Here is a 12,284-nt window from a genome sequence, read left to right as displayed (position 1 = left end):
ATGACGCCACATCACCCACCCGAGCGACCCACACGACGATCAACAAAAACGTCAAAAGTCGAGGGAGTTTCAGGTAGTCGAAAACGTCGAGGCCGTCGATCCGGTGGGTGCCGTCCGACCGCTCCAGCGTCAAGCCGCCGGCATCGCTGCTGCCGCCGGCCCGGTAGCGCACCGTCTCTCCGGCCGGTCCCCCGCCGGGTGCGAGGTAGCTGAAGCGCCCGGTGTCCGGGCCGGGGGCGGAGCTGTCCAGCCAGACCAGCGGCCGTCCCGGCTCGCGAAGCGCCTCCGCCACTGCCGCGCCCGGCAGTGCGTAGGGCGCGTCGGCCACCCGCATCAGGGGCCGCGGCCGCTCGCCCCAAGGGGCGGGCAGGAATCCCGATCCGGACACCGGGGCAGGAGCGGCGGACGCCACCGCCGGTCCTGGCACCGTCGGACCGGATGCCAGGGCCACGGGCGGCCGGTCCGACGACCGGGCGGGGTGGAGCAGTTGAAAGTTGGCCAGCAGCCGGTACCCGTACTGCGTCAGTACCGACTCCGGGTGGAACTGGACTCCGTACAGCGGGCGGTCCGCTGCCTCCAGGGCCATCACCGTACCGTCCTCGGCCCAGGCGGTAGCCCGCAGCAGCGGCGGCAGTGGTTCAACCGCCGTGAGCGAGTGGTAGCGGACCACCTCGAACTCCTGCGGGATGCCCGCGAAGAGCGCGCTCCGGTGCCGGATCCGCGAGACCTCCCCGTGCATCGGCCGGGGCGCCTGCACGACCGAGCCGCCGTACCCGTGCAGGATCCCCTGGTGCCCGAGGCACACTCCGAGGACGGGTATCGCCGCGTGCCGGACGACGTCGGCGCAGACTCCGAAGTCCGCTGCCCGGCCGGGGTGCCCGGGACCGGGCGAGATGACGATGTTGTCGACCGGCAGCCCGGCCACCGCAGCCCAGTCCAGTTCGTCGTTGCGCACGACCAGCGGCGGCCGACCATTGACCTCGGCGATCTGCTGGAACAGGTTGAATGTGTAGGAGTCGTAGTTGTCGATTAGGAGAGTAAGGCGTCCCGTCGGAACGGACGGAAGCGGTGACCAGGACTCGCTCATGCTGTTGCCGCCATCTGTTGCTCGAAATGATTCCATCGGATTGGCGCCGGCTAATCCCAACCCGTCGAATCCGAAGCGGGCTGGATCTGATTGTCCGGGAAAGTGAAACGGTCCATTCGAAGGCACCTTGTCATTCCTGGTCGGATTTCCGTCCACCAAACGCTGCCGGACCAGGATTGCCCGTTCGGATGAATCCGCGCCAGACCCTGCGGACTGCAGGAAGCTGCACGGCAGCAAATGCCGCGGAGGTTCGGTCAAAAGCGCTCCGGCGGCCTTGTGCAACGCGGTGCGTTCTGTGATCCTGAGGGCCGTTCCCCCGACGCCGCGGCAGCCCTGTGGGCGTCCCCATCTACGCGACGGCACGGCGCGACGGCATCCGCCCGGCGCCGTCCTCCCTCCGGAGAAGATCCGCTGCAGTGGCAGACGAGAACAGCGGCACTGCCGCGCCGAACGCCCTTCCGGTCACGCTGCTCAGCGACACCGTGGTCGTCGGTCCGGCGGCCGGCAGAGACCGGCGGGTGCACCGAGAGCTGGTCGCGCGGGCCGAAGGCTGGCAGCGGCTCCTGCTGCCGGCGCCACCCGAGCGGCGAGGCACACCCATGTCCCCGGTCACGGGCCGGGACGTCGACCCGTCGTTGCTGGGCACCGGCGCCGGGACGGCACTGATCGTCCGACGCTCGGACGGGGCGCCGATCCACACGGTGACCGGCCTTCCGGAGCCGGTCCGTTGGTCCGGCATCAGGTCGCTTGCAGACGTACTGGCGGAGCGACCCGGTCCGTTCGCCGCCGACCCGGCGCAACTGACCCGGCTGTTCTCCCCGTGGACCGGGCTCCTCGCCCGGCGCGTCGACGGTCCTGGTGCCGACGCGCCGGGCGGCCGTTTCGGGCCAAGCAGCGGCAGGCCCGCCGATTTCGGCCGAACCGACCGCCGCCTCGGCGACCCATCCGCCCACGGGTCCGCCGCCGTGGATCCGGTCACGTTGACAGTGCTGGTCTGTGTTGGCTCCGTCGTCCCGGCCGTCACCGGCTGGGGCGGCACTCCCGCCGAGGCTCTGCTCGCCGCTGTGCTCGGCGGACTGCGCGGGCTGTCGGCCGCCGGTCACCCGGCCGGAGCACCGAGCCCGCGCGGCGCGGTCGGCGCGGCCGGGCCTTCCGAGCTGTGCTGGCTGCTCGACGGCGCCCTCGCGCTGCTGGCCCGTCAGGCGGTGCCGCTCGGCGGCCTGGCGAAGCAGCGGGCACTACGGTCCTTCCGGTCCCGGCCGGGCCGGGAGGCAACCCTGCCAGGCCTGGCCGGTCTGCACGTCGTCCCGGGGCTGGCGGACGGCTGGGCGATCGCCAGGGTGGTGCACCCCGACACCCGGCGGCTGCTGGCGGCGGAGTGGGGCGCGAGCCCACAGGAAGCGCTCGGGTACGCGGCCGCGCGGGCCCAGTGGGCGCTGGCCCAGCCGGAGCCGTCCGGGGTGCTGTGCCGACAGCCCCCGTCCGCCACCAGGCTCCTGACCAGGTACGGCGGTGCGGACCTGCCGCGGCTGGCCGGGGCCGTCCTGGACTTTCTGCGCCCGCACCGGCTCCGCCTGCTGGGGATCCGGCTGACCTCGGACAGCCTGCTGGGCCCGCAGGCGGTGGCCTGGGGCCCGGTGTGGCTGGGCTGACCCTGCCCGGGCCGGGTCGGGGCCGAGCGGCCCCGGCGGGGCTCCGCTGCCGGTCGGCCGAGCCGGGGAGCCCCACCCGGAGCGCGGATGCCGCAGCGCCCACGTCGTGGCGCCGGCACGAGGCCCCGCGCCCGGCATCAGACTCCGACCCGCTGCTGCCCGGCATCGCCCCGCCCCAGCCAGCCGACGTCCGCGGCCCGCACCCCAGCCTGGAAGCGGCTGGAGGCGTCCAGCCGCTCCATCACCTCCGCGATGTGGCGTCGGCAGGTCCTGAGCGAGACGCCAAGCCGACGGGCGATGGTCTCGTCCCGGGCGCCGTCCGCGAGCATCCGCACGATCGCCCGTTTGATTTCCTCGTCCAGGACGTCGGTGGTCCGGGCCGGCCGGGCGTCCTCCGGGCAGGCAGTGGCGGCGGCCCAGAGCTGCTCCAGACCGCGGTAGAGAAGGTCGACCACCGAGGGCTCCCGTATGACCACCGCTCCCGGGTCCCCGAACCGGTTCGGGATGAAGGCGGTCTCTCGATCGAAAATCACCGTGCGGTCGTGGATCTCCTCGCAGGTCCGCACCTCGCAGCCCTCGGCGGTTAGCGTCCCGATCAGCTCGCGCATCGGACGGTTGGTGCGGACCGGGTGCTGGTAGAGGGTGCGCATCCGCACTCCGCGGCGCAGCAGTTCGAGGTCCTGCGGCAGCGAGCTCTCCACCGCCTGCTCGGAGAACACTCCGGGGTGGGCGCTGAACACCTCGACCGCACAGGCCCTGGCCGCCTGGGCGAGCACGGCGCGGACCCGATCCACGTCCGTGACGACATCGAAGGACTCCCGCACATTGCGGGCCTTGCGCCCCTCGAAGTAGACCGAACTGAGCGGGAGCAGTCGCGACTTCCGCTGCTCCAGGCGCTGGTGGCGCTCCTTGATCTCCGCCTCGATCGGGTGGGCGAACTCCGCCATCGCGGTCTGCGGACTGCTGGGCAGCAGGACCCCGGGACGGCCCGGCGCCGGGTGCAGCAGCCGCAGCTCCAGCAGTCCGCGGACCAGTTCCGCGGTTGTGTCCGGTGTCCTCACCAGGTGTCCGGCCAGGGTCGCAAGGTCGGGCGGGCAGTATTCCCCGTTCTGTACGATCCAGCCATACGCGCGTGCCAGCTCCGACATCGCCAAATCCCTCCTACGGGGCCGTCCGAGGATAGTCGGGCGGCGGCCCCGTGTCCGCCCGATGACCGGCGCGGATCCGGAGCGCCGCACGCCACCGGGCCCCGGCCGGGTCAGCCGCCGAGAAGGGTGCGGACCCGGTCCGCACCCGTCGCCAGCAGCAGGGTGGGCAGCCGCGGCCCGGTGCCCCCGCCGACCAGCAGCCGGTAGACCAGCGCGAAGAACGCCCGCTGGACGACCTTCAGCTCGGGCGTCGCCTTGGCGTCGGCCGGCAGGCCGGCCCGCAGCTTGGGCACCGCGTAGACCCAGTGCGAGAGCGCTTCCAGCGACCAGTGCTCGTCCAGCCCGTCTAGCAGTAGCTTCAGCGACTCCCGCTCGGCCGCGTCGAGCCCGGCCAGCAGGTCCCGATCGGGCTCCGTCCGCAGCCGGGTGCGCTGTTCCTCGGGCACGTGGTGCTCGATCCAGTACTGGGCACGGTCCAGCCTGGGCCTCAGCTCGTCCAGGGAGGCCACCGGGCACTCCGGGTCCGCTTCGCCGAGGATCCGCAGGGTCTGCGCCGGGTCGCCGGCGGTGATGTCGGCGACGGAGGCAAGCATCCGGTACGGCAGCGGGCGCCCGGTGCGGGGCAGTTCGCGCCCGGCGGTGCGTACGGCCCGGTCGTGCGCGAATCGGTCGGCCACGCCCGCCGTGCCGTCCTGCACCTTGCGCTCCAGCGCGTCCCACTCGTCGTAGAGGCGCTGGATCTCCTGGTCGAAGGCGACGGTGAAGGACTGCTGCGGCTTGCGCCGCGCGTACAGCCAGCGCAGCAGCGGCTCCTCCATGATCCTCAGCGCGTCGGCGGCGGTCGGCACCCCGCCCTTCGAGCTCGACATCTTCGCCATGCCGCTGATGCCGACGAAGGCGTACATCGGGCCGATCGGCTGCCGACCGCCGAAGATCTCCTGGACCAGACTGCCACCGACGACGAAGGAAGAGCCCGGGGACTGGTGGTCCACGCCCGAGGGCTCGAAGACCACGCCCTCGTACGCCCAGCGCATCGGCCAGTCGACCTTCCAGACCAGCTTGCCCCGGTCGTGCTCTGCGAGCCGGACCGTCTCGCGGTGCCCGCAGGCACAGCCGTAGTCGAGCGTGGTGGTCGCGTCGTCATAGCCGGTGACGGTGGTGAGGTCGCGCTCGCAGACCGAGCAGTAGGGCTTGTACGGGAAGTAGCCGGCAGCGGTCGTGCCGTCCTCCTCCGCCGCGGCGCCGGAGCCCGCCGCAGCTTCCTGCTCACCCTCGCCGCAGACGGGCCCGGCGGCGCCGGGCCGCCGTTCCCCGGCCGCGGACGCCGACCGGTCCTTGGTGCGGAACCCGTCGAGGACGGCGTAGATGCGCCCGCGCTCACGCATGGCGAGCAGGATCTGCTTGCGGTACGCGCCGGAGCGGTACTGCTCGGTCTGGCTGACGGCGCGGTACTCGACACCGAGCCGGTCGAGCGCCTCGACCATCGGTGCCTTGAAGTGCTCGGCCCAGTTCGGGTAGCTGCTGCCGGGAGGCGCGGGCACGGAGGTCAGCGGCTTGCCGATGTGCTCTGCCCAGGCGGGGTCGATCCCGGCCGGCACCTTTCGGAACCGGTCGTAGTCGTCCCACGAGAGGAGGTGCTCGCAGGCGACTCCGCGCCGACGGATCTCGTCGGCCACCAGGTGCGGGGTCATCACCTCGCGCAGGTTCCCAAGGTGAACGGGGCCGGAGGGGCTCAGGCCGGAGGCTACCACCACCGCCCTGCCAGGTGCGCGACGCTCCGACTCGGCGATGACCTCGTCCGCGAATCGGGAGACCCAGTCGGCCTCGGAGTTGCCAAGTGCCACGTCGGTACGTCCTTTCCTCGGGCGATGCCCGCTTGGGTGTGGCCCGCTGGGATGCGGGCTTCGATGCTGTCAGGTGGCGGCGGTCAGCCGAACCGGTTTTCCTGCCTATCAGGGAGTCGGCCCGGAACCCTCCCGGTGCCGGCGAGGTGGCATCACGGGCCCTCGGGGGCCTTCAGCAGCCGACGGACCGGGAGCCTCTCGGTCGGCAGCTCGATCGTCGTGCCAAGACCCGCCTCCAGGAAGGTGTGGAAGTCGGCCTTCGGGATCTCCTGGGCGCCGATCGCCGCCAGGTGCGGACTGAGTATCTGAACGTCCAGCAGTTGCCCGCCGGCCGTGGTGAGCCGGTCCAGGGCGTCGAGCAGCGCGACCTTCACCACGTTGTCCTGGGTGCGGAAGCCGGATTCGACGGAGAGCACGGTGCCGGTGAGTACGCCGAACATCCCGCCGATCAACTCGCCCTCCTCATCCCAGACCTCGACGGTGTGCAGGACGCCGGCACCGGCGAGCCGCAGGAACGCGTCGGCCAGGTCCCGGGAGAGCCAGGTCTCCTTGCCGCGGCCGGGGCCGCAGCGCTCGACCACCGTGGCCGGTACCGTGTCGAGGGTGGTGGTCCAGTCGGTGCGTAGCAGTTTGCGGCGGTACGTGCTGCCGAGCCGCGCGGTCGCGGGCGTGAGCACCGCGCGCCGGCCGGGCGCCCACCGCTGGAGGGCGAACCGGGGTTCGGTGGGCGACAGCACCGGTATCCGCCCTTCGTCGAGAGCGGCGCCCCACTGCTCCTCGCTCCAGTCCGCCCAGTGCTCGTTGCTCGGCGGGAACGGGAAGACACCACCGCGATAGGCCTTCAGCATCGTCTCCAGGGAGAGATCCCCGCCCAGTGCGATCGGCATGTCGCCGTGGGAGTCCTGCCAATGCGGGAAATTCCACGTCTGTGCCATGGCTCGCCCTTTGATTCGCAGCGAAGCGGTGTCACCGATCGTCGGCGAAACGCTTGTTCGGTTCGGCGTGAATCGACTGCGCATTCCAGTCATTTAGTTGATGGGCCGTCAGTTCACGGGAGCTGGCTGACCATACCACCGCCAGATTGGCGACGTCGTTGATGGTCTCCTCGTTCATCGGAACCTCCTTTCCTTCCAGGCTGTTGTCGGGATACTCCGCCCCACGTCGCGGGGCGGACACCCAGAACCGCGCAAAGGCATGGAACTGGACGCGATGCCACCGCACCACGCAGGCGGCTCGCACCGGTCAAACCGCTCGCGGTCAGGCCGTGCCGACCACCGACGCTGCCGCCCGCATGACCGGGGTGGGGGGATCTTCGGCAGCCACCCTCGCAGGATGCCGAGCGCGAGCCCGACCAGGAGCTGACCCACCGCACCGACCAGCAACAGCCACCAGCACCCGCAAACCCGCCACCGCGATCACCCCGCCCGACAGCCCGAACGTCATCGCACAACACAGGACCACCAGGGACATCCCGAGCACCCGCAGCGCGAACACCGGCTTGAACGACTCGCACACCCCGCCGAACGCGATGAACGCCGCGCCGCCGAGGCCCAGCGTCCTGACCGGCAGGTCCCGCAGTACTGCGAACCCACGCCCGATGGACGCGAAGTAGCCGACCGACTCGCCCTCGTTCTTCCCGCCCTCCGCCGTGTTCGCGTCCTCGGTCCAACGGATCCGCAGAGCGAGCAACGAGGCGAGCGATGCAAGATGAGACAGGGCGTCGCCGATCAGAGCCACCGGCGCGGCCATCGCTTTGGACAGCACGCCGGCCAGCGCTGGCCCCGCCATCTCGGCAGCGGACCATCCTGACGCCAATCACCCGTTGATCTGGACCAATTGCTCGGGCCCGGCAATCGTCGGCAACAGCGCGGTCTCGTAGACCTCCGACAACGCCCCGTGAGCCGCCGCGATCAGCAGCAGTTCCCAGAACTCGAGCGTGTGCGTCACGTACAGCACCGGCGCCAGGCCGACCACCGCACTTGCCCTTGAGCCTGACTGCATGACACCCCCCTCAGCCATGCAAAACGTAACATGTGCAATGTTACGTTTCAATGACCGCATCAACTCGCACTGCTGATGACCAGTCACTTACATATCCGTCAGCCGCATTTGCTCTAGCCTCCACCTTTCAGTTGGGTCCGGCTGAGCTGGGCTGGTGGCCTTGGCAGTGGTCCGAGGGTCAAGGTGCGGGTGCTGGGTATGCCGAGTGCCCGACGCGCGGCCGGTGTCTCCAGGGTCCTCGGGTCGCGGGTGGGCAAGGTGGTCGTGCCGGTTCAGGCGACGAGCCGGGGCAGGGCCAGCAGGCGGGTGAAGGCGGTCGCGAGATCGTGGCGCCAGGGCCAGGTGGCGGCCATCTGCAGGTACAGTCGGCGGGCGCCGCGGGTTATGCGCGCGGCGGCGTGCAGCAGCCGGTAGCGGAGTTCCTTCGGCTCAGCGGTCGCCAACTCTCCGTCCAGCAGGAGGGCTTGGGTCCAGGCGAGCAGGTCGAGCCAGGCGGCGTTGATGGCGAAGTAGCGCGAAGGGAAGCGGCCGAATCCGGTGGTCTTGCCGCAGCGGATGCGGTCCTCGACGCGGGCGTGGGCGCGGTGTCGGACCTCCAGCAGTTGCAGGGCCCGCCACCACTCGCGCCCGGCCGCGAGTTCCCCGTCGAACCAGGCCTCGCCGTCAGGCCGACGCACCGTCAGGCCCGGTGCAGCCGCGAACGCGGACCAGCCCGGGGCCGGATCCCCCTCCAGGACGCCCGCGTCGTGGGCCCACCCCTGCCCCGCCGCCACCGGGCGCCTTGCCGCGGCAGGTACCACCAGCACCGGACACCGGCCCGGCACCAGCTCCGGCCACGCCCTGCCCACCAGTCCCGTACCGGCCATGATCTCCACGCAACACCCCCTGCCCCACCACGCATCCCGGCACACCCAACCCCCAGTACCGGACCCCCATCATCCCCCGCCCCCGGCCCCGATGCGGGCGGCGCCACCTCCCTCACCGGCTCCGAACAACGGGTCCCCGCGCTGGCCGTGATGGACTGCACCGATCTCTCAATCGCCGGGCAACTGCGCATCACCGCAAGTAGGGTGGAGCAGCGTCTGACGCGCGTGTGTCGGAACTCGACGTCAAGCGCCGAAGAGATCTTCCCGTGGGCCGCCCTCGAACAGGTCCCACTCCCGCCTCGAGTCGAACTTGGCAGCGACCGGCCACCGGTCCGGGTCCGGGCCCCGCATCAGCCAGAAAAAGTAGTCGGAGTTCCAGTTGTTGCCCCACTGCAGAAGCCCGCCCTCGGCCGGGAACAGCGGATACGGGCACTCGTCGAAGTCCCCGTCCCGGTAGGCTTGGGCCAGCACGGCACAGTATCCGTAGGGTTCCGTCGTGAAGTACAGGAACCCCTCGAAGCCGAGCGGCTGCCCGGTCTCGGGACTGGGCGCTGCCGATGGTGTGTAGACGTTCAGCTCGTCGCTGATGCTGACCATCCCGTACCGGTCGGCGAACGCCCGAAAGTCCGCGGGCAGCTGGAAACCAAGTGCCTGGGGCCCCAGCTCCCACGGGACCGGAACCACTCCGTCCGCAGGTGGCGGCCCGATCACCGCGGCAAGCCGGTCCAACATCTCCTCGATGTCCACGTCCACTCCCATCAGCCACCCGTTCCCGCCGGAGGCTATCCGTCTCCGACGGCACCGAAGACCGTGGGGCCAGGCCTCGCGGTGTCCCGGCATCGCCCACATCCGCTGAACACCTGATCCCCATCCCAGGGCCAGCAGCGGCCGCCGGGGCGGCGGGTCCGCTGGCGGCTGCCGTACACCTAGTGTCCTGCGCAGCTTCGTGTAGGCGTCCGGGAACTCATCGCCCATCACCTCGGGCCGGAAGAGAAGTTCGACGTCACCGATCTCGGCGACGTGCGGCTCAGTGTTGATCGTGAACGTGCGGCGCATGGCAGGCTCCATCGGCTCCGCATCACGCCCGGCCCACAATCAGACGGCTCGTGCGCGAGCAAGGGTAGCCGGAGTGCGGCCGGCGGGGCGGCGCGCAGCCCCGACATCAGCCAGCGCCCCGATGCTCCTCGGCTCCGCCGGGGCGAGACCGGGCGCATGTACATGACGTTCATTCACTACCACTGCGCTTCCGCGCGCTCGGTCACGCGCCCTGCCAGGAGGTGACCTCGCCGTTGACCATTGGGAACCGCCCAGTCCGGTTGATGGCGAGCAGCTTTGGCGCGTCCCGGTGTCGGGCGCGGCCTCGAACCGCCGCCATCTCCCGCGCCGGGGTGCACAGCGCTTCCAGCTGGACACAACCGGGAGGAATCATCTTGACCATCCGACTGCGGCTGTCGTTCCGAGCCGTTGCCCTGGCCGTGGCCCTCGTCGCCGCCGTGGCCGCTGTCCCGCTCACGGCCACCGCCGCGCGGGCGGCGACCCCGATCTGCATCAGCGGCGCGATCCAGTACGACTACCAGTCCGCCGAGGACGGAACGGCCAAGCCCACTCGCACCAAGCCGCTGCGCTACGCCGTCGTCGAGTTGTGGGGCGCAGAGAAGAGCACCGACTCGCCGCACGCACTGAACGTCGTGGGGCACACCGCCGCCGACGGCAGCTACAACCTCTGCTACACGCCCACCACGACCACCTCGCTGAGCACCGTGTGGGTGAAGGCATGGGCCTCCGTCAGCAATCTGTGGTGGGTCGCCGACAACAGCAACCAGATCTACACCATGCAGTTGCCGGCCCTTTCCAACGTCACCGGCAACAGGAACATCGGCACAGCCAAGCCCCCGGCCTCCACGTCCAGGGCCTGGCACATCCTCGACACCATCTACCTCCTGTGGTCGAACCGCAACAACCCCAATAGCCTCTGCTGGTCCACCAACGAGACGAACAGCCAAGCCTGCACCCCGCTCACGGTCTACTGGGTGGACGCCTCCGGCTCTGCGGCGTACGACCCCGGCTCCAACAGCGCCTTTCTCTACGGCGCCGACGCCGACTCCGAGCACGTCATCCTGCACGAGGCCAGCCACTTCCTCATGCACCGCATGTACAACGGATTGATGCCGTCCGGCGTCAACTGCCAACCCCACTACGTCTGGTACGCGAGCTCGGACGGGTGCGCCTGGTCGGAGGGCTTCGCCACCGCCTCCGCCGCCTACGTACTCGGCGACTCCCGCACCGTCTGGGGCGACGGGAACAGCACCAACTTCACCTACGGCGACGGATGGGGCGTCGGCGACGTGGTGGAGGGCAATGTCGCCGGCTCCCTCCTCGACCTCTGGCGCACCGTCGACACCAACTGGAACGCGAGCATCACCGCGATCACCGCGCAGAAGCCCATGACCTTCTCCGCCTACTTCAACACCACCCGCCCGGCGGCGAATCCGCCCCTGTCCACCGACAGCACGGCGCTCGGGAAGCTGAACCCGCACACCATCGACTACGGGCCCACCATCGTCGGCGACGGCAAGTACCACAGCCTCACCGACGGCAGCGGCCTGGCGCTGGAGGTGAACGGCTCGTGCACCGCCCCCAGCGGCTCCAGCACCAGCCTCGGCACCCTCGACGCCACCCGCAGCTGGCAGCGCTGGAGGATCGACGCGAACGCAGACGGCACCGTGCGGATCACCGACGGCTGCCCCCAGCCGCTCGCCCTCACCCTCCCCTCCCCCGTGAACGTGGGCAGCACGGTCATCGTCAAGGCATACGACCCCGCCAACAGCGACCAGAAGTGGAAGGTCACCAAGAGCAACGGAACGCTGAGGATCACCCACCCGATGGGTAGCCTGGCTCTCGACCGGACGAGCCCCGCCGTGGGCTCCGCCGTGGTCCTCAACCAGTACAGCAGCTCGAACTCCCAGTTCTGGGCACCCCTCAGCTGAGCAACTCCGCCGTCCCCGCCGGCCTCGTACCTGGGCCGGCGGGGACGGCGCCGTACGTCAGTGCAGCACTCAAGGGTCAGCGACCTTCGCGCAGCGCCCGGCCGAGGAAGTTGTTCGGGCGCGTGCCAGGGTGGTGGACGAGGCGGGCGTAGACGACCTGGGCGGCGACCTCGAACCGCAGCGCGCGCCGGTTGCGCGGCCGGATGATGTGCGGGCGGGTGCCGTCGAGGACGAACCGGGTCGCCTGGTGGGCGGAGACGATGGCGCCCTGGAGCCCGGACGAGGTCGACTCGATCCGGCTGCTCCGGCGTTGGGAGTGGGGCCGGGCAAGCCGCACCGATCGACGCAGGCCGGGGACGGCCGGGCAAGCCCGTGGCCCCCGGCGACACCTCTTCCCACGCGGTCAGCCGGGCGCAAGAGGTCGCCCGGCGCAGGGGCGGGCAGCGGGGCCCTGGCAGGATCGGGCGGGCGGTGCGCGCTGCACCCCCATTGCTCGTGGCGCGCACCGCCTTCGGTGTCGGTCGCTTCGGTCGCTGCCGTCCCATGGGGCTGGTCAGCGGTTGGGGTGCTCGTTCGCGTGGTGCAGGCGGATGTACCAGTACGGGTCGTCGAGCCTGCCGGCGGCAGCGCGGCGGCGGTCGCGGTTGGTGGGCAGGGGAAGAATGATCGGCGGGCGGCCGTTGGCGTGGCGTTTGTCGT

11 protein-coding genes and 1 pseudogene are annotated in these 12,284 nt (G+C 70.8%); 2 read left to right on the top strand and 10 right to left on the bottom strand.

From position 1 onward, the window contains the following. On the bottom strand, nt 1-1,087 hold a 1,087-nt coding region (locus KS423_RS24175; protein ID WP_224281780.1), incomplete at its 3' end, for an aminodeoxychorismate/anthranilate synthase component II. Between the two features lie 416 nt (nt 1,088-1,503). Here KS423_RS24175 and KS423_RS24170 point away from each other — a divergent pair. Further along, nucleotides 1,504-2,739, top strand: coding sequence for a hypothetical protein (locus KS423_RS24170; protein ID WP_224281779.1), 1,236 nt, complete (start codon nt 1,504-1,506; stop codon nt 2,737-2,739). Nucleotides 2,740-2,876: 137 nt separating this feature from the next. Here the strand turns inward: KS423_RS24170 and KS423_RS48100 are convergent, their stop codons facing one another. From KS423_RS48100 to KS423_RS24130, 8 genes and pseudogenes are all read right to left on the bottom strand, one after another. Next, on the bottom strand, nt 2,877-3,800 hold the full coding sequence (locus KS423_RS48100; RefSeq protein ID WP_224281777.1) for a helix-turn-helix transcriptional regulator: 924 nt from the start codon (nt 3,798-3,800) through the stop codon (nt 2,877-2,879). Nucleotides 3,801-3,997: 197 nt separating this feature from the next. After that, on the bottom strand, nt 3,998-5,731 hold the full coding sequence (lysS, locus tag KS423_RS24160) for a lysine--tRNA ligase (protein WP_224281775.1): 1,734 nt from the start codon (nt 5,729-5,731) through the stop codon (nt 3,998-4,000). Nucleotides 5,732-5,883: 152 nt separating this feature from the next. After that, nucleotides 5,884-6,618 (bottom strand): leucyl/phenylalanyl-tRNA--protein transferase, encoded by a 735-nt coding sequence (locus KS423_RS24155; protein ID WP_224281773.1) that lies wholly within the window; start codon nt 6,616-6,618, stop codon nt 5,884-5,886. A gap of 79 nt (nt 6,619-6,697) precedes the next feature. After that, nucleotides 6,698-6,844 (bottom strand): hypothetical protein, encoded by a 147-nt coding sequence (locus tag KS423_RS24150; protein ID WP_224281771.1) that lies wholly within the window; start codon nt 6,842-6,844, stop codon nt 6,698-6,700. Nucleotides 6,845-6,988: 144 nt separating this feature from the next. After that, nucleotides 6,989-7,519: a hypothetical protein gene (locus tag KS423_RS24145; protein ID WP_224281770.1), complete on the bottom strand. Its 531-nt coding sequence runs from the start codon at nt 7,517-7,519 to the stop codon at nt 6,989-6,991. A 27-nt stretch (nt 7,520-7,546) separates the two neighbouring features. Continuing rightward, the gene (locus tag KS423_RS24140; RefSeq protein WP_224281769.1) at nt 7,547-7,705 is read right to left on the bottom strand and encodes a hypothetical protein; all 159 of its coding nucleotides are present in this window, start codon (nt 7,703-7,705) and stop codon (nt 7,547-7,549) included. A 299-nt stretch (nt 7,706-8,004) separates the two neighbouring features. Beyond that, a pseudogene (locus KS423_RS24135) lies at nt 8,005-8,343 on the bottom strand (transposase); the annotation flags it as partial. 498 nt (nt 8,344-8,841) lie between these two features. Then, nucleotides 8,842-9,654, bottom strand: a complete 813-nt coding sequence (locus KS423_RS24130; protein WP_224281768.1) for a hypothetical protein — start codon at nt 9,652-9,654, stop codon at nt 8,842-8,844. 374 nt (nt 9,655-10,028) lie between these two features. On the opposite strand from KS423_RS24130, the gene KS423_RS24125 reads away from it, so the two are divergent. Further along, a complete protein-coding gene (locus KS423_RS24125; RefSeq protein WP_224281767.1) occupies nt 10,029-11,585 on the top strand; it encodes an RICIN domain-containing protein in 1,557 nt (518 codons plus the stop codon). A 76-nt stretch (nt 11,586-11,661) separates the two neighbouring features. On the opposite strand, the gene KS423_RS24120 is transcribed toward KS423_RS24125, so the two are convergent. Continuing rightward, complete coding sequence (locus KS423_RS24120) at nt 11,662-11,922, bottom strand: hypothetical protein (protein WP_224281766.1); 261 nt, start codon at nt 11,920-11,922, stop codon at nt 11,662-11,664. Between the last annotated feature and the right edge of the window lie 362 nt (nt 11,923-12,284).

The organism is Streptomyces sp. LS1784 (genome assembly GCF_020103755.1).
Lineage (GTDB): Bacteria > Actinomycetota > Actinomycetes > Streptomycetales > Streptomycetaceae > Kitasatospora.
The sequence above is the reverse complement of the archived record's forward strand: the minus strand, read 5'-3'. Positions and strand labels throughout refer to the sequence as shown.

Excerpts from the sequence above, each read along its gene's own strand:
- KS423_RS24155 (WP_224281773.1), bottom strand. The coding sequence starts at position 6,618 with ATGCCGATCGCACTGGGCGGGGATCTCTCCCTGGAGACGATGCTGAAG.
- KS423_RS24150 (WP_224281771.1), bottom strand. The coding sequence starts at position 6,844 with ATGAACGAGGAGACCATCAACGACGTCGCCAATCTGGCGGTGGTATGG.
- KS423_RS24145 (WP_224281770.1), bottom strand. The coding sequence starts at position 7,519 with ATGGCGGGGCCAGCGCTGGCCGGCGTGCTGTCCAAAGCGATGGCCGCG.
- KS423_RS24130 (WP_224281768.1), bottom strand. The coding sequence starts at position 9,654 with ATGCGCCGCACGTTCACGATCAACACTGAGCCGCACGTCGCCGAGATC.